Raw genomic sequence first — 22,764 nt, 5'->3', positions numbered from 1 at the left:
GTCCGCCGGAGGCGATAGGATGTCCGCCGGAGGCGACCGGGTGTCCGGTGCCGGGGAACCGATCCTCCGGGTCGCGATCGACCGCAAGGTCTATCGCGCGGGCGCGTCCGAGCCCGTCGAGGCGGTGCGCGGGCTCGCCTTCACGGTTGAGCGCGGCGAGATCGTCTGCCTGATCGGTCCCTCCGGGGCGGGCAAGTCGACGACCTTGCGCATCCTGCTCGGGCTCGACCCGGACTACGAGGGCCGGATCGAGCCGGACCCGCGCGGGGCGGAGACCTCGCCCGGCATGGTCTTCCAGGAGCCGCGGCTGCTGCCCTGGCGCACGGTGGAGCAGAACGTGCGCCTCGCCATGCCGCGGGGCCGGCGCGGGCGCGACCTCGACGGGCTGTTCGACCATCTCGGGCTCGCACCCTGGCGCGGGCGCTATCCGGGGGCGCTCTCGCTCGGCATGCAGCGGCGGGTGGCGCTCGCCCGGGCGCTCGCCGACGACCCGCGCCTGCTCGTCCTCGACGAGCCCTTCGTGTCCCTGGACGACGCGGCGGCGGCGAGCCTGCGGGGCCTCGTGGTCGACACCGTCGACCGGCTCGGCATGAGCGTGCTGATGGTCACCCACAACGTCGCCGAGGCGATCGCGGTCGCCGACCGGCTGCTCCTGCTCTCGCCCCGCCCGGCGAGCCTCGTGGCCGAGGTGCGCCTCGACCGGCCGCGGAGTGCGCGCGACAGGGCCTGGGCGGACGCGACCCGGCGGGACCTGGCCGAGCGCCATCCTGGCGTGATCGCGGATTGAAGGGAGGGGGCCGCCTCACTCCGCCTTGGCCTCGACCTCGACCCGGTCGAGGATGGCGGCCGGCGAGCGGGCAAGGGCGAAATCGGCGAAGCCGAGGCCAGCGGCGTCCCGGGCCCGGGCCTTCAGGACGAGCCGTCCGGGCTTCTGCACGAACTGGCCCATCGCGGTCCCGATCGCCCGGGCGCCCGCGGAGCCGCCCAGGATGATCGGCACGCCGAACTGGCTTGCGCTGACATATTCCTGGCGCAGCTCCTCGGGCTTGAGGCTCAGCGCCTTGGACTGGGTCGCGATGAAGCGCTCGAACAGGCCCGTGTTCTCCACCGTCAGGTCGAGCGTCTTGGCGCTGGCGGTGAACATCAGGAGGTCCGAGGCCGGCATCCCGGACGAGAAGATCTCGGGGCCGATTCCCCCGAGGGTGCCGGTGAGCCGCACGGCCCCCATCTCGCGGCCCGACAGGGCGACCTCGCGCAGCGCCACCTCGCGCCGCCCCTCGTCCCAGGCGAGATCGGCCACGAGGTCGAGGTCGAGGTCGCGATAGCCGTAGCCCGGCAGGGCGCCGATGACCGGCGCGCCGGTCACCGTGGAGGCCGGCATCACGAGGCCGGACAGGCTGAGACGGCCGGCGGTCGGCACCCCGTCCTTCAGCGGGCCGAAGCTCAGCGCGGCGTCGCGCAGGGCCACATGGGTGACCGGCTGGGAAGCGACCGGCTGGGGCGGAACCGGCCGGGGAGCCGCCTGCGGCGCGGCCTTGCCGTCCGGCCTGATCTCCGCCTTGCCGTCCGGCTTGGCATCGCTCCTGGCACCGGGCTTGGGCGCCGGCGCGGCGAGCGGGTCGGCGGCCGGCGGCGTCTCCGAGCCCGGGAGGTCGAGGCTCAGCGCCTTCAGGGTGAGCGTGCCGAGCGCGGGCATCATGCGGCGCGCATCGTCCGCGTCGGCGGCGGCCGCCGGATCGGCGAGCCGGCGCAGGGTCGCGAGGGTAGGCGCCAGCGAGATCCCGGAGAGCGCCAGCCGCCCGAGCCGGGCGCGGGTCGGCCCTTGCGTGAAGGCGAGACCGTCGAGGCTGAGCCCGGCCTCCGGGCCGGTCGCGTAGGCGAGGCGCTCCGCCTCGATCAGCAGGGCGCCCTGGGGCCCGGTCTCGCTGAGCGAGAGGCCCCGGGCCTCGAGCGCGCCGACCGAGACCGCCTCCATCAGGTCGGCGCCGGCGCCCGCGAGCTTGGCCCGCTCCGCCGGCGGCAACGCCTCGGCCTCGGCCTCGAGGCGGCTGAGCCCGACCGCGAGGGCGTCGAGCGCACCCCCGAAGCCGCCGGGGATCTGGCGGCCGCCGAGGTCGCGCCCCTGGAGCTCGGCGATGCGCATCGTCGTGCCGCTGGGGTCGGTGTAGACCACGTCCGCCACCTGGATGCCCGCGTAGACGCGCTGGACCGTGCCCTTGCCGTCGCCGGGCACGCCGTAGAGGCGGGTGAGGGCGACGAGGTCGACGTCGTTCGCCCGGATCTGCCCGTAGGTGCCCGAGCCCTTCTCGGGGCCCCCGGAGACGCTGACCGCCGCGCCCGCCGCGGTGAGCTCCGCGATGCGTCCGGCCCGCACGTCTCGGGCGGTGACCTCGCGGTAGGTGACCGTCTGGCGCAGGGGGCCGGGGCCGGGATGCTCCGAGACGAGGACCGGGATCGTGATGCTGGCCGCCTCCAGCCGGGCGAGGCGCGCCGGCCAAGTCTCGGCGGCGCCGGGCCGCAGCAGCGCGGCGAGCTCGTCCTTGGAGAGGCGCGTGCCGCTCACCGTGACCTTCGGGGCCCGGAACTCGGCGCCGCCGAGCGGCAGGACCACGTCCGTCAGGGTGACGTCCTGCACCGCCGAGGCCGCCTCCTGGGCGGCGACGGGCAGGAGCGACGAGCCGGGCGACAGGCTGAGCGGGAGGGCGAGGGCGCAGGCGAGGCTGCCCGCGCGTGCCGCCCGCGCGAGGCGGGCGCGGCCCTTCGGATGACTCATGGTGGTGTCCGGCTCGCCGACGGCTTGTCTGGATGGGGTGCGGGCCGGGCAGGGTTACCGGCCGGGCACCATCCGTGCCGCACTTCGTCCCCGCAGGCAATCAGTGTGCGATGCCGCACGGCGGGTCGGCCCGCACCTGTCGTGCGGGCGCAACGGGCCGAGGCCCCGCAAGCGGCGCGCAGGCGCCCGAACGACGAAGGGCCGTCCCGCGCGGGACGGCCCCTCAGGGAGAGACAGAACGGCGGACGTGCCGCCTCGGCCTTACTTGATCAGCGCGAGCAGCGCCTTGCCGGCCTTGGAGTTCAGCTCCTTGGCGTCCAGCGTGCCGTCGTTGTCCGGGTCGGCGGCCTGGAAGCGCTCGGCCACGGCCGCGAGGTACTCCTTCTTGTCCAGCGTGCCGTCGCTGTCCGGGTCGGCCTGGCGGACGCCGGCCTTGCTCAGGCGGCCCTTCAGCTCCTTGGCGTCGAGGGTGCCGTCCGCGTCCTTCTCCAGCCGGTCGAAGGTCGCCGAGGCCACGGCCTGGACTTCCTTCAGGTCGACGGTGGCGTCGTTGTCGGTGTCGATCATCTTGACGGCGGCGGCGCCGCTCGTCGGCTTGGCGAAGGCGACCGGGGCGGCGACGGACGAGAGCACGAGGGTAAGGGCCGCGAAGGCGCTGGAAACACGAAGGCTCATTGCCGGATTCTCCCAAAAAAGATTGCTCGATTCACCTAGATCAAGCCTGTGCGGCGCACAAGAGGCGGCGGGCCGCCGGGAGGCCACGCGGTGAAGATTTTCCATGTCGTCGGCCGCGGTCCCGCAATCCGACCCCTGAAACGCCGGAAGGGCCGGCAAGCCGGCCCTTCCGTTCGTGATCCAGCGGATGCTGCGGGGTCCGGCGCGGCTCAGTAGCCGTAGTCGCGGCGGGCGCGGCGCGGGCGGTCGTCGTCGTAGCGCCCGCCGCGATAGAGGCCGCGCCCGTCGTCGTCGCGGCTCCGGCGATACGCGTCGCGCCGGAACTCCTCCCGGCGGAAGTCGCGCTCGCGCTGCCCGCGCGAGCGCAAGTCGATGCTTGGGCCGCCGGGGCCGATGTCGATGCGCTGGGCGGAGGCCGGGACGGTGCCCGCCACGCTGGCCCCGAGGGCGACGGCGAGCGCCGCACCGACGATCAAAGTCTTCATGGCTGTTCCTGTGATCCGGGGCGTGTGCACCTTGAAGCACACGCGGTCTCGCGTTCGAGGAGCAACCCGTCGCGACGCCGATCGTTCCGCGAAGACTGTTGTCCTGCCGGGCCTCTCCTGCCCGGAAGCCGGATCTCAGGGATTCACGCGCAGGCCGAGCAGGAATGTGTTGCCGTGGAAACTGACATTGGCGACCGTGCTGTCGATCTGTTGGTAGAGATACGTTCCGCGCAGGGTGAGCCAGCGGGTGAAGCGGTAGTCGACCCGCGCGGTCGCCGAGAAGCCGGTCTCGCGCGTCGTGGTGCCCTGGTAGCTGTTCTGCAGGACGGCGGCGCCGAGCACGATCGAGAGATTGCGGAACAGGTCGTGCTGCACCTCGAGCGTCGCGGCCTCTGTGACCGCGCCGCTCGAACCGCGCAGGGTCGTCTCGCTCACGGTGCTCTGGGCGCCGAGACGCACGGCGGTGAGCGGGCTGAGCTGCCAGGTCAGGGCCGCGCTGAGGAGCGGGGCGTTGACGTCGGCGAGCGCCGGGTCCGGGTAGGTCCGGTGCTGCAGGCCGCCGGAGATCTCGCCGCTGAGGGCGGCGCCGAGCGAGAAGGCCGCGCCCGCCGTGAGCGCGACGCCGGTCGAGTCCCGGCGCAGGCCGGTGACGTCGCGGGCGGTGTCGTAGACGCGGATATCGGCAAGCGCGTCGACGAAGGGCGTAAAGGCGGGCGAGACCTCGTAGGCGGTGCGCAGGCGCACGCCGTACTGGTTCAGGTTGCGGTCGCTCTGGACCACGGTGGTGCCGTCGCCGAGCCGGGCATCCTCGAAGGTGCTGCGGTCGAACTGTCCGCGCAGCGAGACCGAGAGCCGGTTGAAGCGCTGCGTGGCGCCGAGCGAGGCGCCGTACGCCATGATGAGCGGGCGGCTCGTCGCGTTGGTGGCCTGGAGGTCGATGCTGCCGACGCGCTGGGTGTCGACGAGGAAGCGGCCCTCCGCGTCAAGGCGCAGGTCCCGGCTCGCGTCCACGCCCAGGCGGACGGTGCCCGCGGCGCTCGGGCGGCTCGCGGACTCGTTCTGCGGGTATTCCAGATAGGCGCCGCGCAGGTCGCCCGCGAGCTCGGCCGCCGACCAGTCGCTGCGGAAGCCGAGTTCGGCCTCGCTGCGCAGGGCCACCGAGCCGCGGGCGGCGGTGCCCGCCGCCTGGTTCGGGTTGGTGTCGTAGCCGAGGCTCTGGCTGAAGGCCGGCAGGAGCGTGAGGCCGCCGAGCCTGAGCCCGAGCGGGGCGTAGGCCTCGTCCACCTGGAGCGGCGGGCGCAGGCCGTTGGCCAGCAGCAGGCCCGGCGTCACGAGGCCGAGGATCGGGGCCGGGATCGTGGTCGGCAGCGGCACACCGCTCACCGCGCTGCGCACCACCGGCGTCAGCCGGTCCGCCGCGGTGGGCCGCTGCGTCGTCTCGCGGGTCGTCCGACGGGTTGCCGAGCCGCTGCGGCGGGCGGGCGCGGCGCGGTTGCGCAGGAGCTCGGCCAGGGCGCGCTCGCTTGCGCCGATGCTGCCGGCGCGCGCGGGCGGACGATTTCCGCCGAAACCGGAGGAGAGGCCGGAGGACGGATCGGAACCGAGGCCGGAGGCGAGGCCCGCGGCGGACCCGCCGGACGCGGCACCGGATCTGCCGGCCTCCGTGGCGCCGGTCGGGAGCGACCCCGCCGGCGGGCGGGCGCCGGAATTCCGGCTGCCCTGAGCTTGGCCGAGGGTCGACGAGCCGAGGGTGGATTGGCCGAGGGTGGATTGGCCGAACGGGGCCCGGAAGGCGGGCCGCATGCCGCGCAGACCCGCTCCGCCGCCGGCTCCACTGCCTGCCCCGTCCATGTCCGCGTCCGCCTCGGCGGGTGCGGGCTCCGCCAGGCCGGGCTCGGCCGGGGCGGCATCGGCGGTCGAGCCACGCAACTGCGCCCGCGCCGGCCAAGTGCTCGACAGAGTGGTCAACAGAGCGGCCGGCAGGACGAGCGGTGAGGCGCCGAGCAGGGCGAGCAGCAGGGCCGGCCTCCGGGCACGGCGCGGCCCCGGCGCGCGCGCCTCCGCCTTCCCGCCACTGCGCGCGCTCACCCCCACCGGCTCCGGCCCCCGTCTCGCACACGCTCCGCATACGCGGCCGCCGATCGCCGGCGCCCGAGGGCGCGGCACCGGCCGCATGGTTAAGAAACGGTACGCCCGCAGGGTTAACGGCCGGTCAATGCGCGCTGCCGGACCGTCAGCGCCGGGACCCGTCGCGGCAGCGGCGAACGGTATCAAACGGCCGTCGCCTTCGTGGGCCAGACTGGCGGCGGCGCGTTTCCCGGGATAAGGCGGCCGGGGCGGCGAGGGCGGGACATGACGGGAACGAAGCGCGCAGGGCAGCCCCTGCGCTGGCTGACGGGACGGTTCTCGAGGCCGCGCCTGGGGCAGGTCCTGGGAGGCATCGGGCTCGGCGCGGCGCTCCTTGCGGGCGCTTCGCAGGCCGACGAGGCGCCGCGCCCGCCGACGGGCGGCGCGGAAGCCCGCGCGGGGGCACCCGCGGCCACGGTCGCGGGCTACTTCTACATCGGCGGGCGCTACCAGCGGGTCGAGGACAAGACCCTGATGGTCGGGCAGATGTTCGTCCAGTCGCGCCGCCCGGCCCAGGTCACACAGCCCTATCCGGTGGTGATGGTGCACGGCGCCGCGCAGACGGGCGTGAACTTCCTGGGGACGCCGGACGGGCGGCCGGGCTGGGTCCAGCGCTTCGTCGAGCGGGGCTTCCAGGTCTACGTCGTGGATCAGGTCGGGCGCGGGCGCTCGGGCACGAACCCGGAGGTCTACGGCCCCTACACGCGGCTCTCCGCGCGCGCGCTGGAGGAGACCTACACGGCCCAGGAGGTCTACGACCTGTTCCCGCAGGCCAAGCTCCACACACAGTGGCCGGGCGGGCCGGGGGTGCCGGGCAACGCGGCCTTCGACCAGTTCATGGCGAGCCAGGTGCCCTACCTCGCCAACACCCAGCAGACCGAGGAGCTGATGGCTCCGGCGCTGACCGCGCTGGTGGAGAAGATCGGCCCGGCGATCCTGATCACGCACGGCCAGGGCGGGCTGTTCGGCTGGGCGGTCTCGGACGCGCGGCCCGACCTCGTGAAGGCGCACCTCGCCATCGAGCCGAACGGGCCGCCCTTCTTCGACGTGCGCTACCGCGGCGGCAAGGAGTTCTGGGAGCGCACCGGCGAGGGCCGCGCCCGCGCCTACGGCCTCACCCGCATACCCCTGGGCTTCCAGCCGCCGGTGAGCGCGCCCGAGGACCTCACCGTGGTCCAGGCCAAGGCGCCCGCGGCGGAGGGACGCATCCGCTGCTGGCTCCAGGGCGAGCCCGTCCGCAAACTGCCGAACCTCGCCCGGGTGCCGGCCGTGATCGTGACGGCCGAGGCCTCCTTCCGGGCGCCCGTCGACGATTGCACGGCGGCCTTCCTGTCCCAGGCCGGGGCCAAGCCCGAGACGCTCCGCCTCGCCGAGGCCGGCATCCGCGGCAACGGCCACATGATGATGCTGGAGAAGAACAGCGATCAGGTCGCCGACGCGCTGGTCGCCTGGATCGCCGGCCGGGTGCGCTGAGGCCGGAGCCCGCATGAGCGGGTGCCGCGGGCACCATCCTGGATTGTGACCGCCCGGTCACATGCACGGCAATCCATTGTGCGCAGCCTTGTGCGGCCGGGCGTTCAGCCGTAGGCCTGTTCGGGAAAGATCAATACTTTCACGAACTTAGCATAATTCTAAAAAGCTAGGCCGTACAGCCCCGGACGATCCGGGGCGCGCCGTCGGCTGCCCGGGATCCGCCATGTCGCCGCTCACGTCCGCCCACCGCTCCAGCCGTACCTCCGCCACGAGGGCGCGCCGATCCGGCCCCTTGTCCGCCCCTTTGTCCGCCCCCTTGCGCGCGCTCGCCCTGTCGGGCGCCTCGCTCCTCGTGCTCACGGCCGCTTCCCAGGCCCAGCAGGCGACGCCGCCGCGCCGCGGCACGACGAACCCGCCGGCCGAGGCGAGCGTCCAGCTCAGCGAGATCAGCGTCGAGACGCAGGGCAACGGCGGCGCCGCGGCCGGAGGAGTCGGGGGCCAGGTCGGCGCCGCCGCGCGCGCCGTCGAGAGCCCGACCGGCCCGGTCAACGGCTTCGTGGCGACCCGCTCGGCCACCGCGACCAAGACCAACACCCCTCTGATCGAGACGCCGCAATCGATCACGGTGGTCGGCCGCGAGCAGATCGATGTTCAGAAGGCCCAGACGCTGACCCAGGCGACGCAGTACGCGGCCGGCATCTACTCGGGCACCTTCGGCTCGGACTCGCGCCTCGACTTCTTCACCCTGCGCGGCTTCGTGGCGAGCGATTACGGCCTCTACCGTGACGGCCTGCAGCAGCTGAACTACGGCTTCGCCTACTTCCGCACCGAGACCTTCGGCCTGGAGCGGATCGAGGTGCTGCGCGGTCCCGCCGCCGTGCTGTTCGGCGCGGGCACGCCCGGCGGCCTCGTCAATCAGGTCACCAAGCGGCCTCCACTCGACCCGCTGCGCTACGTCGAGGTCGGCGGCGGCGCCCTGGGCCAGGGCGGCTTCGGCTACGCCGCCTTCGACCTCGGCGGACCGTCCGACGCCGACGGGCACTGGTTCTACCGCCTCACCGGGTTCGGCCGCACCGGCGGCAACCAGGTCGAGGGCGCGCCGGAGGACCGCGTCTACATCGCGCCGGCCTTCACCTATAAGCCGGACGGGGCGACGAAGATCACCTTCCTGTCGAGCTTCCAGCACGACAACGCCGCGGTGACGGCGAACTTCCTGCCCTATTCCGGCACGGTCCGCCCCAACGCCTCGGGCCTGCGCATCCCGCGCTCGCTGAACGTCGGCGACATCGGCCTCAACACCTTCAGCCGCAATCAGGCGCTCGTCGGCTACGAGTTCGAGCACGCCTTCGACGAGACGTGGACCTTCCGGCAGAACCTCCGCTACTCGTTCCTCGAGAGCTTCCAGAACTCGTATATCGGCCAGCTCGGCTACAGCGATGCCGCCGAGACGCGGCTCGCCCGCTACCAGTTCCGCGACAGCGCCCGGGCGAACTTGTTCCAGGTCGACAACCAGGCCGAGGCGCGCTTCTTCGACGGCTTCTTCCGCCACGACCTGCTGCTCGGGCTCGACTACAAGAACTACCGTCTGAGCGACAACCAGGCCTCGACCTTCCCGGGTCCCGATCTCAGCATCCTGGCGCCCGTCTACGGCCAGCGGGTCGCCGCGCCGCTGCCCTATCTGATCAACGGGAACTCCTTCGAGCAGCTCGGCCTCTACGCGCAGGACCAGATCAAGCTCACCGACCAGTTGAGCCTCGTGCTCGGCCTGCGTCAGGATTTCGCCGACAACCGCATCGGCAACAAGCTGACCCCCTCGGCCAGCGGCGGACGCAGCGACAACGCGCTCACCTACCGCACGGCGCTGATCTACAATTTCGATTTCGGGCTCGCGCCCTACGTGAGCTACTCGACCTCGTTCCAGCCGCAGATCGGCACTGCCTTCAGCGGCGCGGGCTTCCGCCCCGAGACCGGCGACCAGATCGAGGGCGGCGTGAAGTTCGAGCCGCCGGGCCAGGGCTACTTCCTGACGCTCGCCGGCTTCGACATCAACCGGCAGGGCACGCTGGTGCCGGACCCCGCCAACGTCTTCTTCCAGATCCAGTCCGGCGCGCAGCGCTCCACCGGCTTCGAGGCGCAGCTCACCATGAGCCTCGCCGAGGGGCTGAACGCGGTCGCGTCCTTCACGACCTACGACCTCGTCACCACGAAGGACGCGGATCCGGCGCGGGTCGGCCGCACGCCCGTCAACATCCCCGAGACCTTCGCCTCGGCCTTCTTCGACTACACGATCCCCGTGGGCGCGTGGCGCGGCTTCGGCTTCGGCGGCGGCGTGCGCTACGTCGGCAGCTCCTTCGCCGACGTGCCCAACACGCTCAGGGTCTCGGACTTCGTGCTGTTCGACGCGCAGGTGCACTACAACTTCGACAACTGGCGCATCGCGGTGAACGCCACGAATCTCGGGGACCGGCGCTACGTGTCCTCCTGCCAGTCCGCCTTGGCCTGCTTCTACGGCGACGCCCGTCGCGTCGTGGCGAGCCTGAGCTACAAGTGGTGAGAGCCTGAGCGCTGGGTCCTGGATTCCAAAGGTCGAGACCTTTGGCGGGTGCAGGGCAGAGCCCGCATCGGCTCCTCTCACCCGGCAAGCCGGGTGAGAGGAGCCGAACCCGGGGCTGCGCGCCCCTGGACCCCGCCCAAGGGGCTCGCCCCTTGGGGATCCCAGTACAGGCGCTCAGCCCTCCCGCGCCCGCTCGCGCAGGATGAACTTCTGCACCTTGCCGGTGGAGGTCTTGGGCAATTCGCCGAAGACAATGTGGCGGGGCAGCTTGTAGGGGGCGAGGTGATCGCGGCACCACGCGATCAGCGCCTCGGCCTCGGCCTCCGCGCCGGGCTTCAGTTCCACGAAGGCGCAGGGGCTCTCCCCCCATTTGGGGTCGGGCTTGGCCACGACGGCGGCCGCCGCCACCGCCGGGTGCTTGAACAGGGCGTCCTCCACCTCGATCGACGAGATGTTCTCGCCCCCTGAGATGATGATGTCCTTCGAGCGGTCCTTGAGCTGGATGTAGCCGTCGGGGTGGCGCACCCCGAGATCGCCCGTGCGGAACCAGCCGCCCCGGAAGGCGGCCTCGGTTGCCTTCGGGTTCTTCAGGTAGCCGCGCATCACCACGTTGCCGCGCATCATCACCTCGCCGAGCGTCCGCCCGTCTGCCGGAACCGGCTCCAGCGTCTCGGGGTCGCGCACGTCGAGCGCCTCCAGCACGGGGTAGCGCACGCCCTGGCGGGCCTTTTTGGCCGCCTGCTCCGGGCCGCTCAAGGCGTCCCAGTCCGCGTGCCACGCGTTGACCACGGCCGGCCCGTAGCTCTCGGTCAGCCCGTAGAGATGGGTCACGTCGAAGCCGGCCTCGCGCATGCCGGCCAGCACCGCCTCGGGCGGGGGCGCGGCCGCCGTGAAGAAGGCGACCCGGTGGGGCAGGGGGCGGCGCTCGGCCTCGGGGGCGTTGATCAGGAGCTGCATGACGATCGGCGCGCCGCAGAGATGCGTGACCCCGTGCTCGGCCATCAGCGCGTACATCTGCGCCGCCCGGACCTGCCGCAGGCAGACATGGGTGCCGGCCACGACCGAGAGCGTCCAGGGGAAGCACCAGCCGTTGCAGTGGAACATCGGCAGGGTCCAGAGATAGACCGGGTGCTGGCCGAGGCCGCAGGTGACCACATTGCCGAGCGCCAGCAGCGCCGCGCCGCGGTGGTGGTAGACCACGCCCTTCGGGTCGCCCGTGGTGCCCGACGTATAGTTCAGGCTGATCGCGTCCCACTCGTCCTCGGGCAGCACCCCCTCGTGCTCCGGATCGCCGCCCGCCAGGAACGCCTCGTAGTCGAGACTGCCCAGACGCTCGCCCGGCCCGTCATATTCGGGGTCGTCGTAGTCGATGACCAGCGGCGGGGCATCGAGCCGAGCGAGCGCCGGTCCGATCGTGCGGGCGAATTCCCGGTCGGTGATCAGCACCTTCGCCTCGCCGTGGCCGAGGCAGAAGGCGATGGCCGCCGCGTCGAGGCGGGTGTTGAGGGTGTTGAGCACCGCCCCCGTCATCGGCACGCCGTAGTGGCACTCGATCATCGCGGGCGTGTTGGCGAGCATCACCGCCACGGTGTCGCCGCGCCCGATCCCGCGGGCGGCGAGCGCCGCGGCGAGGCGGCGGCAGCGGGCATGGAGCTCCGCGTAGCTGCGGCGCAGGGGCCCGTGGATCACCGCCACCTGATCGGGGAAGGTGCGGGCCGCCCGCTCGAGATAGCCCAGCGGGGTCAGGGGCTGGTAATTGGCCGGAACGCGGTCGAGATCGCGGTCGTAGATGCTGTCGCGGCGCATGGCCCCTCCCTCTACGGGCTCGTCGCACGGCGTCCGGGCGGCCCTTCGCGCAGACACTATCCCGGCCGCGGCGGCGATCAATCCGCCGGGCGGCAGGGTGTCAGTGCCGCGGCCGGCTGGCCGGGTCGCTCAGATGCCGGGCGAGCTCGAAGCCGATCTCCAGCATCAGCCCCTCGATCCGGGCGGTGAGGTCGGGCCGGCGCAGGGCCTCGGAGAGGTTGCGCAGGGCGATGGCGTGCTCGGCCATGCGGTTGACGGTCCGCTCGGTCTCGTGCTGCCCGGCCGCCGCGGTCTCCGTGAGATCAATGGCGATGCCCCGGCCCTGGCCGACCCGGCCCGCCGCATCGCGCTCGGTCCGCCCGCGCATCTGCAGCCGCCGCTCGCCCGCGCGGCTGCCGCCCTCCTTCTCGTCGCCGCCGCGCGTGCGGAACTCCGCCTCCAGCGGTCCGCCGGCCTCGCCGACGGCGTGCAGGTAGCTCTCGATGCGGGTGCGATCCTCCGGATGGGTCCGGTCGAGGAAGTCGGCGAGCGGGACCCCCGTCGCCGCGGCCGCGGGGTCGAGGCCGAGCAGGATCGCCAGCGGCGCCGACAGCACGAGGCTGCCGGCCCAGTGATCGTGGATCCAGGCACCCACCACGCCGGACGCATCGAGCATCGCCTGCGGGATGGGGGAATCGTCCGCGCGGTCGGCCACCGGATCTGCCATCAATCGCCTCCGCCGCATCCGCCTTTATAAACCTGAGGTTAACAGAACGGTGGTGCCGCCCGGAGTTCCGCAAACTTAGAGCAACCAGATCAACGGGAAAAGGCCGCACCGGCGGCCTCATGCGAATCTTAACCTGAGGTTATGAAAACCGACCTGACGGCCGCCCGCCGCACGGAGTGCGTCCGCGTGGGCCGGGCCGGCCTTAACGCCCTCTTAACCATAATCCGGGATTTCTGCCGATCGGAGCATCCTTGGGTCACAGGACGGCCGCGCGTGAGCGACGCGGCTCCCCCGGGATGCCGGAGCCGCCGCCCGGGCGGCGCACGGGGGCTGCCGACATGAAAGCGATCACGTTCGTCACCCAGAAGGGCGGGAGCGGCAAGAGCACGCTCTGCATCTCCCTCGCGGTCGCCGCGCAGGAGGCCGGCCACACGGTCTGCATCCTGGAGATGGACCGGCAAGCCACCGTCTCGGACTGGCTCGACCATCGCACGGCAGCGGGACCTGAGGTGGCGCAGATCGACGCCACGCAGATCGAGGCCGTGATGGAGCGGCTCTCCGAATCCGCCTACGACTTCGTCTTCATCGACACCCCGGGCGTCGACTCGCCCGGCACGCTCTCGGCGATCCGGGCGGCGGATCTCTGCATCATCCCGTGCCGGCCGACGCCCGCGGACCTGCGCGCCTTCAAGCCGACGCTCGCCGCCGTCTACCGGCTGGAGAAGCGCTTCGCCTTCGTGCTGAACCAGACCCCACCCCGCTCCTACCGCATCCGCGACGCGGCGGACGGGCTCGCGGTGCTGGGCATCCTGCCCGACGTGAACATCGTGGCGCGCACCGACCACCAGGACGCGATCGGCCTCGGCCAGGGCGTCACCGAGTTCAACCCGAAGGGTCAGGCGGCCGACGAGGTGCGCCGGCTCTGGACCTGGATCGAGCGACGCGCCCAGGCCGGCACGCGCGGCAGGATGAAGCATGTCGAAGCCGCCTAAGCTCAGCCTCGCGGCGATCGTGGCGGCGGCGACGCCGCCAGCCAAGTCGTCTGCGGCCAAGTCGCCTGCGGCCAAGGCCTCCTCGAAGTCCGCTCCGAAGGCGGCCGCGATGACGGCCGAGGGCGGCGCCGAGATCGTGCGGCTCGACCTGCCCGTGCATGTGTCCCCGCGCCGCGCCGCCGCGACCCTGAAGGAGCGGGCGCGGCAGATGTCGGTCTACCTGGAGCCACCGGTCTACGACCAGCTCCGCGACCTGGCGCACGCCGAGCGCACCAAGATGCACGCCCTGATGCTGGAGGGGCTCGACCTGCTCTTCCGCCAGCGGGGCGCGCGATCGATCGCGCAGCTCACGGAGCGGGACGAGCGCTGAATCCGGCCGCTTTCGCCGACGCTTGGGCCGGGATCCTGAGCGCGCGTCCGAGGGGAGGGGGCCCAGCCCTCCTCTCCGGGACCGCACGACCTGTGCGCCGAGCCTCCCGCCCCCGCCGCGGAACGGGCCCGCCGCGGCGGGCCCGATAAAGCCTCGCTCCATGCGTCCTTTGCGGCCCTGTCCTCACCTGTCACGTCACCTGAGGAACACGTCCGCCGCCCATCGTCTGAACCGCGGGCGCCGGCCCCGTTCAGGCTTCCTTTACGGCGTTCGGCCAAATCTCGACCCGTCCGCTGCCGGCCCGCTTCCTGCGGCCCGCCGGACCGGGAACCGGCGTATCGGGCTCCCGCGTGGCGTATCGGGAGTGGGCCGAGTGGGTGGCATGGCGCGCAAGACGCTCTCGCGGATGGCGACACCGGACCGCCCGCGCGGCACCGGCCTCCGGGAGATATCCGTGCGGCTGGCCGCTGTCTCGGCCGTGGCGCTGCTCGCGGCCAATTGCAGCACCAACCCCCAGAAGCTCGCGGGCGGCCCCTCGCCCGGCAACGGCATCGATCCGAAATACGGGGTGCGGGCGAGCCCGCGCCTCTACAACGAGGGCGACGTGATCCCGAAGGGAGGCGGACGCCGCTTCTCCGGCAAGCCCTACGTGGTGGCGGGCAGGACCTACGTGCCGCGCGAGGACGCCCGGGGCTATGTCCGCGAGGGCATGGCCTCCTGGTACGGCGCGGCCTTCCACGGACGCCAGACCGCCAACGGCGAGGTCTTCGACCGCCACGCCGTCGTGGCCGCCCATCCGACACTGCCGCTGCCGAGCTACGCCCGCGTCACCAACCTCACCAACGGCCACTCGATGGTGGTGCGGGTCAACGACCGCGGGCCCTACCACGCCGACCGGGTCATGGACGTCTCGGAGGAGGTCGCCCAGGCGCTGGAATTCCACCGCAAGGGCACGACCCACGTGCGGGTCGAGTATATCGGCAAGGCCTCGGTTGCCGGCAGCGACGACCGCAAGCTGATGGCGACGCTGCGCACGGACGGCCGCCCCGCCGGTCTGCGCGGCGGTCCGGTCATGCTCGCCGATCTCGGTCCCTCGGAGGAGCCGGAGGCTCTGGCACGCGACCTCGCCAAACCCGCCCGCGCGCCGCTCGCCTTCAAGCCCGCGCCCGAGCGGGAGGCGGAGGAGCCCGCCCGCCCCGCCGCCCGGCCGGCGCCGGTCCTGGTCGCGCGCGCCTCGGTTGGGGTGCCGCCCGCGCTCCAGCCGACCGCGCCGCGCGGCGGCGCCTTCAAGCCCGTCGCGGTGGCTGGGCTCAACCCCGCGCTGGAGGTCCGGTCCGCGAAGGAGGCGGCCAAGGATCACACGCGGGGACAGACGAAGGGGCAGCCCACCGCGAAGTTCGCGGCCGCGGAACCCGCCCTGCGGGGCGCCGCGATGGTCGCCGGCCCGGCCAAGCCGGGCTCGAAGCCGGGCTCGAACGTGCCTGCCGCGGCGTCCGCCGCGAAGCCCGCCCCGACCCGCCTCGTTGCCACGCCTTCATCCACCAAGCCCCAGGCCGGGCCGCCCCATGGGGCCAAGCCTGCGCCGGTCGTCGCCCAGGCGAAGTCGTCCGCCGCCGGCGCCAAGCCCACCGCCGTCGCCGCCAAGCCACCGGCCGCCCCCGCCAAGGCGCAGGTCGCCGGCAAGCCCCACCGCGGCGATCGGGTGGCGGCGATCTACTGACGCAGCTTCCGAAGGATCCACGTCGGATGCCGTGGATCACCGCTTCCCGCCCGGTCCCGGGCCTGCCCGGGACCGGCGCCGGGGAATCGAAGTCGGGCAGGCCCGGGATCGGGCGGGAAGCGGCGGGAGCCCTCCAGAATCCCTCCCTCCCACCACCGATCCCGCCCCCGTGCGATTTCCCATTCGATCGGCGCGGAAACCGCGATATGGTCACGCTTGTTATCGGAAGGGGCGTGATCCATGCCCGGGGCGGCCGTGCCCCGGCCGGCGCGCGGGAGACGGTGATGCGCACTTCCCTCTGGACGATCCTGGCGGCGGCCTGCGCGCTGGCGCTGGCCCCCGCGGCGCGGGCCCAAACCTTCCAGACCGCGGCCCAGCACGCGATCCTGGTCGATGTGGATTCCGGCTCGACCTTGTTCGAGAAGGCCGCGGACGAGCCCTTCGCGCCGGCCAGCATGGCCAAGCTCCTGACCGCCGACATCGTGTTCGAGGCCCTGAAGAGCGGGCGCTACACGATGGACACCGAGTTCACCGTGACCGAGGACGCGTGGCGCCGGGGTGGGGCAGGGGGCGGCGGCTCCTCGATGTTCGCGCAGGTGCACAGCCGCATCAAGCTCTCCGACCTGCTGCGCGGGCTGATCGTGCAGTCGGGCAACGACGCCGCCATCACCATCGCGGAGAACATGGCGGGCTCCGAGCCCGCCTTCGCCAACATGATGAACCAGCGGGCGCGGGAGATCGGGCTCACCCGCTCGAACTTCCGCAACGCCACCGGCTACTCGGCGCCCGACCAGCGGGTCACCGCGCGCGACATGGCCAAACTCGCGCTGCACCTCATCGAGACCTATCCCGAATACTACAAGATCTACGCCGAGCGCGAGTTCACCTGGAACAAGATCAAGCAGCAGAACCGCAACCCGCTCCTCACCCTCGACATCGGCGCCGACGGGCTGAAGACCGGCTACCTCGAGGAATCGGGCTACGCGCTCACCGCATCGGCCGTGCAGAACGGCCAGCGCCTGATCTTGGTGGTGTCGGGCCTGAAGACCGCCCGCGACCGCGCCGCCGAGAGCCGCAAGCTGATGGAGTGGGGGTTCCGCGCCTTCGAGCCGCGCCAGGTCTTCGCGCCGGGCGAGACGGTGGCCGAGGCGTCGGTCTACGGCGGCGAGCGCGGCGCGGTGCCGCTGGTCGCCAAGAAGCCGGTGCGCGTGCTGATGCCGCGGGGCTCGGCCGACCGGGTCACGGCCAAGGTGGTCTACCAGGGCCCGCTCACCGCGCCCGTCGAGGCGGGCCGGGAGGTCGGGCGGCTCCGGGTGATGCGCGGCGACGTGGTCGCCCTCGACCAGCCCGTCTACGCGGGCGAGGCTGTCGGCACCGGCACGCTGTCGCAGCGGGCGATGGACGGCGCGCTGGAATTCGGCAGCGACCTGATGCGACGCGCCTTCGACAAGGCCGCCGGCAAGGGCGAGACGAAGGGCGAGGCGACGGTCGAGAAGGCGGCCAACCCGTCGTGATGCTTTTGGGACCAACGCGACCGCGTTTTTTCTCCCCCCGCAGAGGGGGGAGGGGTCGGGTCGCGCGCCCATGACACCGGGCGCGTTCATCACCTTCGAGGGCGGGGAGGGGGCCGGCAAGTCGACCCAGGTCGAGCGCCTCGCCCGGCGCCTGCGCGCAACCCGCACCGTGGTCGTCACCCGCGAGCCCGGAGGCACGCCGCGCGCCGAGGAGATCCGCGCCGCCCTGCTCGGGGGGCAGGCGCGGGCGCACGGCCCCTTCGCCGAGGCGTTGCTGTTCTCCGCCGCCCGCCTCGACCATCTCGACCGGCTGATCCGCCCGGCGCTCGCCCGCGGCGAGGTGGTGCTGTGCGACCGCTTCATGGATTCCACCCGCGCCTACCAGGGGGCCGCCGGGGGCCTGCCGCCCGGGACCGTCGCCGCTCTGGAGCGCGTCGTCGTCGGCCGCACCCGGCCCGACCTCACCCTGATCCTCGATCTCGACCCGGAGCAGGGCCTCGCCCGGGCGCGTGCCCGGGCGGGCGCCGCCGACCGCTTCGAGGCCGAGACCCTGGAGTTCCACCGCCGCCTGCGCGACGCCTTCCGGGCGATCGCAGCGGCCGAGCCGGAGCGCTGCGCCGTGATCGATGCCGGCCAGGAGCCCGACGCGGTCGAGGCAGCGATCCGCGCCGCGGTCGCGGCACGCCTTCCGGGCCTGGGCGGGGAGGGCGCGAATGCCGCCTGAGCGCGCGCCCGACGATGCCGAGGCGGGCGACCTCGCCGACCTCCCCCGCCCGCGCGAGCACACCCGCCTCGTCGGCCACGCGGCGGCCGAGGCCGCCTTCGCGCAGGCCCACGCCGCCGGCCGCCTGCACCACGCCTGGCTGATCGCCGGGCCGCCCGGCATCGGCAAGGCGACGCTGGCCTACCGGGTGGCCCGGCGCCTCCTCGCCGATCCGGCGGGCTTCAGCGACGTGCCGCCCGAGCACCCGACCGCCCGCAAGGTCGCGGCGCTCTCGCACCCGAACCTCGTGGCGCTCCGCCGCCACCGGGCGCCCGGCGCCAAGACCCTGCCGACCCGGATCCCGGTCGACGCGGTGCGGCGCGCCCTCGATCTCTTCGGCTCGACCGCCGGCACCGAGGGCTGGCGCATCTGCCTCGTGGACAGCGCCGAGGACCTCAACGCCAACAGCGCCAACGCCCTCCTGAAGATGCTGGAGGAGCCGCCGCCCCGCGCCCTCTTCCTGATCGTCGCCCACGCGCCGGGCCGCCTCCTGCCGACCATCCGGTCGCGCTGCCGCATGCTGAGCCTGCGCCCCCTGGCCGAGGCCGAGGTGGCGGAGGTGGTCGCGGGCTTTTCCCCGCCCTTCCCCGCGCCGGATGCGGAGACGCTCGCCCGCGCCGCCGCGCTCTCCGAGGGGTCGGTCGCCCGCGCGGTGGCGATGCTGGACCCTGGCCGGGCCGGGATCGTCGCCGAGACGGAGACGCTGCTCGCCCGCCTCGACCACCCGGACTGGCGCCGCATCCTGGCGCTCGCGGAGAAGCTCGCGGGTCGGGACGCCGAACCCCTGTTCGAGGCGGCCTGCGAGACCGTCTCGCGCTTCGTCTCCGCGGAGCTCGATGCCCGCCGCCACGAGCCCCCCGCCCGCCTTGCGGCCCTGGTCGAGGTGTGTGACAAGTTCGCCCGCGCCGCCCGGGAGGCCGCGATCTACAATCTCGATCGCCGCCCCGTCGTCCTCGCGCTGTTCACCGATCTCGCGGGCGCCATCTCCGCGGGTACGGCCCGCGCCTGAGAGCTTCTCACAAAACTCCCGAGCGCCGGGATATGGATTCAAGGCGGGACGGTGCCGCGGGAGTTGTGTGAGAAGCTCCGACCGGGCACGGCGCGGCAGCGGGAACGGACCTGACGTGACGGACAGCAAGACCTTCAGCATCTCGACAGCGATCTCCTACCCGAACGGCGCGCCGCATATCGGCCACGCCTACGAGGTGATCGCCACCGACGCGATCGCGCGCTTCAAGCGCCTCGACGGCTACGACGTGCTGTTCTCCACGGGCACCGACGAGCACGGGCTGAAGATCCAGCAGGCCGCGACGAAAGCGGGCATCGCGCCCCGCCAGTACGTCGAGGGCACCGCCGCCCCGTTCCGCGCGATGGCCGACCGGCTCGAATGCGCCTACGACCGCTTCATCCGCACCACGGAGGCCGAGCACTACGCGGCCGCCCAGGAGCTGTGGCGCCGCATGGAGGCCAACGGCGACATCTACCTCGCCAAGTATGCCGGCTGGTACTCGGTGCGCGACGAGGCCTATTACGACGAGGCCGAGACGGTGCTGCAGGCCGACGGCAGCCGCCGCTCGGCCAAGACCGACACGCCCGTCGAGTGGATGGAGGAGGAGAATTTTCTCTTTCGCCTCTCCGCCTATCAGGACCGCTTGCTGACGCTCTACGCCGAGCAGCCCGATTTCCTGGGCCCCGACACCCGCCTGAACGAGGTGGCGAGCTTCGTCCGGGGCGGCCTCAACGACCTCTCGATCAGCCGCACCACCTTCGACTGGGGCGTGCCGGTGCCGGGCCATCCGGGCCACGTCATGTATGTCTGGGTCGACGCCCTGACGAACTACCTCACGGTGACGGGCTTCCCGAACGAGGCCGATCCGCGGGCGAAGTACTGGCCGATGGACCTGCACATCATCGGCAAGGACATCGTGCGCTTCCACGCGGTCTATTGGCCGGCCTTCCTGATGTCGGCCGGGCTGCCGCTCCCGAAGCGCGTCTTCGGCCACGGCTTCCTGCTCTCCAAGGGCGAGAAGATGTCGAAGTCGCTCGGCAACGTGGTCGATCCGCTCGACCTCGCCGAGACCTACGGGGTCGACCCGGTGCGCTACTTCGTGCTGCGCGAGGTGCCCTTCGGCGGCGACGGCAACTACAGCCACGACGGCATCATCAACCGCATCAACGCGGATCTGGCCAACGATCTCGGCAACCTCGCGCAGCGCTCGCTCTCGATGGTGGCCAAGAACTGCGAAGCGCAGGTGCCGGAGCCCGGCGCCCTCACGGTGGCCGACCGCGCGCTGCTCGACGCCGCAGGCGCCCTGCCGGAGAAGGCGCGCGCCTCCATGGACGTGCCGGCGCCCCACGCGGCGCTCGCCGAGATCTGGGCCGTGGTGGCCGACGCCAACCGCTACTTCGCGGGCGAGGAACCCTGGAAACTGCGCAAGAGCGACCCGGCCCGGATGAGTACGGTGCTGTACGTGACGCTGGAGACGCTGCGGCGCGTCGGCCTCTTGGTCCAGCCCTTCGTGCCTGGCGCGGCGGGCAAGCTCCTCGACCTGCTCGCGGTGCCGGCCGACCGCCGGATGCTGGCGGATGCGGGGGAGGGCGGCCGGCTCGTGCCCGGCACGGCGCTCCGCGCGCCCGCGCCGATCTTCCCACGCTTCGAGAAGCCGGAAGCGCCGACCGCCTGAGCGCAGAGGTCATGGTTTCGAAAGGTCGAGACCTTTCGCGGGTGCAGGGTGGAACCCTGCTGTTGACCTCTGTCCCCGGCAGAGCCGGGGGCAGAGGTCAAATCCGGGGCTGCGCGCCCCGGACCCCGCCCAAGGGCCTCGGGCCCTTGGGGATCCCGGGACAGGCCCCCCTCTTTCACGATAGCGACCCATGCTGATCGACAGTCACTGCCATCTCGACTTTCCCGAATTCGCCGCGGATCTACCGGGCGTGATCGCCCGCGCCGAGGCGGCGGGTGTCGGGCGCATGCTCACCATCTCGACCCGCGTCGCCAAGGCCGACACCTACCGGCAGATCGCCGAGGCGCACGCCCAGGTCTGGTTCACGGTCGGCACCCACCCGCACGGCGCGGCCGAGGAGCCCGACGTTGCGCCCGAGACCATCGCGGGCCTTGCCGCGCATCCGCGCTGCGTCGGCATCGGCGAGGCGGGCCTCGACTACCACTACGCCGACGCCGCTCCGGAAGCCGTGCAGGAGCGGGTGCTGCGCGCCCATATCGAGGCCGCCCGTCTCGCGGACCTGCCCCTCGTCATCCACGCCCGCGACGCCGACGACCACATGGAACGGGTGCTCGCCGACGAGATGACGAGAAGCCCCTTCCGGGCGGTGCTGCACTGCTTCTCCTCGGGCGCGCGGCTGGCCGAGGCCGGGGTGGAACTCGGCCTCTCCGTGTCGTTCTCCGGCATCGTCACCTTCCGGCGCTCGCACGACTTGCGCGACATCGCCCGCCGCGTTCCCCTCGATCGCATCCTCGTCGAGACCGACGCGCCCTTCCTCGCGCCCGAGCCCCATCGCGGCCGCACCAACGAGCCGGCCTACACCGCCGACACCGCCCGCTCGCTCGCCGCGACCCTGGGCCTGGAGCCGGAGGATTTCGCCCGGCGCACCACGGAAAACTTCTTCCACCTGTTCGCGAAGGCGCGCCGGACGGAAGCCGGGGCGTGACAGGCGCCGCTCCCCTCGGATACCACCTCCGAGGGAGGTCCGAATGGCGTCGCTGACCCTGCGTATCCTCGGCTGCGGCTCGTCCGGCGGCGTGCCGCGCGTCGGCTACGGCTGGGGCGCCTGCGATCCGGCCGATCCGCGCAACCGCCGCCGCCGCTGCTCGATCCTTGTCGAGCGCCGGGAGGCGGGGGGCACCACCCGGGTGCTGGTCGACACCTCGCCGGACCTGCGCGAGCAGCTCCTCGACGCCGAGGTCCAGCGCCTCGACGCGGTGCTGTTCACCCACGCCCACGCCGACCACACCCACGGCATCGACGACCTGCGCCCGCTGGTGATCCAGATGCGGGCGCGCATCCCGGTCTACGCCGACGCGATCACCCGCGCGCTGCTCACCGCCCGCTTCGGCTACTGCTTCGAGACCCCGCCCGGCAGCGCCTACCCGCCGATCCTCGACCTGCGCCCCCTCGACGAGGGCTCGGAAACGGCGGTCGCGGGGGAGGGGGGGCGGCTCACCGCCGAGGCATTGCCGGTGGAGCACGGCAACGAGGCGGCACTTGGCTTCCGCTTCGGCCCCGCCGCCTACATGCCCGACGTCAGCCTGATCCCCGAGGCCGCCGAGGCGCGCCTGCACGGCCTCGACCTGCTGATCATCGACGCCCTGCGCGAGACCCCGCACCCGACGCACTACTCGGTCTCCGACGCCCTCGCGCTGATCGAACGGGTGCGCCCCCGCCGGGCGGTCCTGACGAACCTGCACACGGATCTCGACTATGTGTCGCTGGCGCGCCGCCTGCCCTCCGGCGTGATACCGGCCCAGGATGGCCTGAGGCTCGACGTGGATCTCTGATCGGGCGCATCCGATTCGCGAATCCGAATCCACGCCGGCGTCCCCCTGTCACGAGGCCGTCGCAGATTTTCGGTCCCATCGCGCATTTCGGTGTTGACGACGCGTGAGGCGAGCCGTATACCCCTGTTCATCGGCGCCGGCCGCGAGAGCGAACCGGGCGTTGACGCTTCTTCCGACAGTTTGGCAGGACGATCTGGCGAGAGCCGGGTGGTCCGCTGTTGTGTCGGCTGAAGGGTGTGGATCCCGGTGATCTGGCCGCTCCGGCGGCTCTGAGAGGCGGGGTTGACACG

General features: G+C 72.7%; 18 protein-coding genes. 12 read left to right on the top strand and 6 right to left on the bottom strand.

All coding sequences use genetic code 11. The annotated features are described in order from the left end of the window. Window positions 1–19 precede the first annotated feature (19 nt). On the top strand, window positions 20–787 hold the full coding sequence (locus MFF54_RS05325) for an ABC transporter ATP-binding protein (RefSeq protein WP_238301582.1): 768 nt from the start codon (window positions 20–22) through the stop codon (window positions 785–787). A 15-nt stretch (window positions 788–802) separates the two neighbouring features. On the opposite strand, the gene MFF54_RS05320 is transcribed toward MFF54_RS05325, so the two are convergent. The 4 genes from MFF54_RS05320 to MFF54_RS05305 all read right to left on the bottom strand — a co-directional run bounded on the left by MFF54_RS05320 (window position 803) and on the right by MFF54_RS05305 (window position 6,021). Beyond that, on the bottom strand, window positions 803–2,773 hold the full coding sequence (locus tag MFF54_RS05320; protein WP_238301580.1) for an aq_1923 C-terminal domain: 1,971 nt from the start codon (window positions 2,771–2,773) through the stop codon (window positions 803–805). A gap of 261 nt (window positions 2,774–3,034) precedes the next feature. After that, window positions 3,035–3,448, bottom strand: coding sequence for a lanmodulin LanM (gene lanM / locus MFF54_RS05315; protein ID WP_238301579.1), 414 nt, complete (start codon window positions 3,446–3,448; stop codon window positions 3,035–3,037). Window positions 3,449–3,657: 209 nt separating this feature from the next. Next, window positions 3,658–3,933, bottom strand: a complete 276-nt coding sequence (locus MFF54_RS05310; RefSeq protein WP_238301578.1) for a hypothetical protein — start codon at window positions 3,931–3,933, stop codon at window positions 3,658–3,660. Window positions 3,934–4,068: 135 nt separating this feature from the next. Beyond that, window positions 4,069–6,021, bottom strand: a complete 1,953-nt coding sequence (locus MFF54_RS05305; RefSeq protein WP_238301577.1) for an outer membrane beta-barrel protein — start codon at window positions 6,019–6,021, stop codon at window positions 4,069–4,071. Window positions 6,022–6,285: 264 nt separating this feature from the next. On the opposite strand from MFF54_RS05305, the gene MFF54_RS05300 reads away from it, so the two are divergent. Both MFF54_RS05300 and MFF54_RS05295 read left to right on the top strand, forming a co-directional pair. Further along, window positions 6,286–7,533, top strand: a complete 1,248-nt coding sequence (locus tag MFF54_RS05300; protein ID WP_238301576.1) for an alpha/beta hydrolase — start codon at window positions 6,286–6,288, stop codon at window positions 7,531–7,533. Window positions 7,534–7,825: 292 nt separating this feature from the next. Further along, window positions 7,826–10,087 carry a TonB-dependent siderophore receptor gene (locus tag MFF54_RS05295; protein WP_238301575.1) on the top strand — a complete coding sequence of 754 codons (2,262 nt, stop codon included), beginning with the start codon at window positions 7,826–7,828 and terminating at the stop codon, window positions 10,085–10,087. A 174-nt stretch (window positions 10,088–10,261) separates the two neighbouring features. Here MFF54_RS05295 and MFF54_RS05290 read toward each other — a convergent pair whose 3' ends face one another. After that, window positions 10,262–11,893 (bottom strand): acyl-CoA synthetase, encoded by a 1,632-nt coding sequence (locus MFF54_RS05290; protein WP_238301574.1) that lies wholly within the window; start codon window positions 11,891–11,893, stop codon window positions 10,262–10,264. A gap of 100 nt (window positions 11,894–11,993) precedes the next feature. Further along, a complete protein-coding gene (locus tag MFF54_RS05285; protein ID WP_238301573.1) occupies window positions 11,994–12,599 on the bottom strand; it encodes a PAS domain-containing protein in 606 nt (201 codons plus the stop codon). Between the two features lie 338 nt (window positions 12,600–12,937). Between MFF54_RS05285 and MFF54_RS05280 the strand changes: the two genes are divergently transcribed. From MFF54_RS05280 to MFF54_RS05240, 9 genes are all read left to right on the top strand, one after another. Beyond that, window positions 12,938–13,591: a division plane positioning ATPase MipZ gene (locus MFF54_RS05280; RefSeq protein ID WP_238301572.1), complete on the top strand. Its 654-nt coding sequence runs from the start codon at window positions 12,938–12,940 to the stop codon at window positions 13,589–13,591. Continuing rightward, a complete protein-coding gene (locus MFF54_RS05275) occupies window positions 13,575–13,961 on the top strand; it encodes a ribbon-helix-helix domain-containing protein (protein ID WP_238301571.1) in 387 nt (128 codons plus the stop codon). The genes MFF54_RS05280 and MFF54_RS05275 overlap by 17 nt, the downstream gene beginning before the upstream one ends. A gap of 382 nt (window positions 13,962–14,343) precedes the next feature. After that, entirely contained in the window at window positions 14,344–15,681 is a 1,338-nt protein-coding gene (locus MFF54_RS05270; protein ID WP_370880120.1) for a septal ring lytic transglycosylase RlpA family protein, read from the top strand. A 284-nt stretch (window positions 15,682–15,965) separates the two neighbouring features. After that, window positions 15,966–17,195, top strand: a complete 1,230-nt coding sequence (locus MFF54_RS05265) for a D-alanyl-D-alanine carboxypeptidase family protein (RefSeq protein ID WP_238301570.1) — start codon at window positions 15,966–15,968, stop codon at window positions 17,193–17,195. Between the two features lie 70 nt (window positions 17,196–17,265). Continuing rightward, window positions 17,266–17,919, top strand: a complete 654-nt coding sequence (tmk, locus tag MFF54_RS05260; RefSeq protein ID WP_238301569.1) for a dTMP kinase — start codon at window positions 17,266–17,268, stop codon at window positions 17,917–17,919. Further along, window positions 17,909–18,967 carry a DNA polymerase III subunit delta' gene (locus MFF54_RS05255; protein ID WP_238301568.1) on the top strand — a complete coding sequence of 353 codons (1,059 nt, stop codon included), beginning with the start codon at window positions 17,909–17,911 and terminating at the stop codon, window positions 18,965–18,967. The genes tmk and MFF54_RS05255 overlap by 11 nt, the downstream gene beginning before the upstream one ends. Before the next feature lie 115 nt (window positions 18,968–19,082). After that, complete coding sequence (metG, locus tag MFF54_RS05250; protein WP_238301567.1) at window positions 19,083–20,642, top strand: methionine--tRNA ligase; 1,560 nt, start codon at window positions 19,083–19,085, stop codon at window positions 20,640–20,642. Window positions 20,643–20,832: 190 nt separating this feature from the next. Then, window positions 20,833–21,627, top strand: a complete 795-nt coding sequence (locus MFF54_RS05245) for a TatD family hydrolase (RefSeq protein ID WP_238301566.1) — start codon at window positions 20,833–20,835, stop codon at window positions 21,625–21,627. A gap of 43 nt (window positions 21,628–21,670) precedes the next feature. Then, window positions 21,671–22,474 (top strand): MBL fold metallo-hydrolase, encoded by an 804-nt coding sequence (locus tag MFF54_RS05240; RefSeq protein WP_238301565.1) that lies wholly within the window; start codon window positions 21,671–21,673, stop codon window positions 22,472–22,474. The last annotated feature ends 290 nt before the right edge of the window (window positions 22,475–22,764 follow it).

This window comes from Methylobacterium gregans (genome assembly GCF_022179245.1).
Taxonomy (GTDB): Bacteria; Pseudomonadota; Alphaproteobacteria; order Rhizobiales; family Beijerinckiaceae; genus Methylobacterium; species Methylobacterium gregans.
This window is presented reverse-complemented; position numbering and strand designations above follow the sequence as displayed.

What these genes read in the sequence shown, in the direction of transcription:
- MFF54_RS05265 (WP_238301570.1), top strand. Translation starts at nt 15,966, where the DNA reads ATGCGCACTTCCCTCTGGACGATCCTGGCGGCGGCCTGCGCGCTGGCG.
- MFF54_RS05270 (WP_370880120.1), top strand. Translation starts at nt 14,344, where the DNA reads ATGGCGCGCAAGACGCTCTCGCGGATGGCGACACCGGACCGCCCGCGC.
- MFF54_RS05280 (WP_238301572.1), top strand. Translation starts at nt 12,938, where the DNA reads ATGAAAGCGATCACGTTCGTCACCCAGAAGGGCGGGAGCGGCAAGAGC.
- MFF54_RS05255 (WP_238301568.1), top strand. Translation starts at nt 17,909, where the DNA reads ATGCCGCCTGAGCGCGCGCCCGACGATGCCGAGGCGGGCGACCTCGCC.
- MFF54_RS05310 (WP_238301578.1), bottom strand. Translation starts at nt 3,933, where the DNA reads ATGAAGACTTTGATCGTCGGTGCGGCGCTCGCCGTCGCCCTCGGGGCC.
- MFF54_RS05245 (WP_238301566.1), top strand. Translation starts at nt 20,833, where the DNA reads ATGCTGATCGACAGTCACTGCCATCTCGACTTTCCCGAATTCGCCGCG.
- MFF54_RS05320 (WP_238301580.1), bottom strand. Translation starts at nt 2,773, where the DNA reads ATGAGTCATCCGAAGGGCCGCGCCCGCCTCGCGCGGGCGGCACGCGCG.
- lanM (WP_238301579.1), bottom strand. Translation starts at nt 3,448, where the DNA reads ATGAGCCTTCGTGTTTCCAGCGCCTTCGCGGCCCTTACCCTCGTGCTC.
- MFF54_RS05275 (WP_238301571.1), top strand. Translation starts at nt 13,575, where the DNA reads ATGTCGAAGCCGCCTAAGCTCAGCCTCGCGGCGATCGTGGCGGCGGCG.
- MFF54_RS05300 (WP_238301576.1), top strand. Translation starts at nt 6,286, where the DNA reads ATGACGGGAACGAAGCGCGCAGGGCAGCCCCTGCGCTGGCTGACGGGA.
- MFF54_RS05285 (WP_238301573.1), bottom strand. Translation starts at nt 12,599, where the DNA reads ATGGCAGATCCGGTGGCCGACCGCGCGGACGATTCCCCCATCCCGCAG.
- tmk (WP_238301569.1), top strand. Translation starts at nt 17,266, where the DNA reads ATGACACCGGGCGCGTTCATCACCTTCGAGGGCGGGGAGGGGGCCGGC.
- MFF54_RS05290 (WP_238301574.1), bottom strand. Translation starts at nt 11,893, where the DNA reads ATGCGCCGCGACAGCATCTACGACCGCGATCTCGACCGCGTTCCGGCC.
- MFF54_RS05325 (WP_238301582.1), top strand. Translation starts at nt 20, where the DNA reads ATGTCCGCCGGAGGCGACCGGGTGTCCGGTGCCGGGGAACCGATCCTC.
- MFF54_RS05240 (WP_238301565.1), top strand. Translation starts at nt 21,671, where the DNA reads ATGGCGTCGCTGACCCTGCGTATCCTCGGCTGCGGCTCGTCCGGCGGC.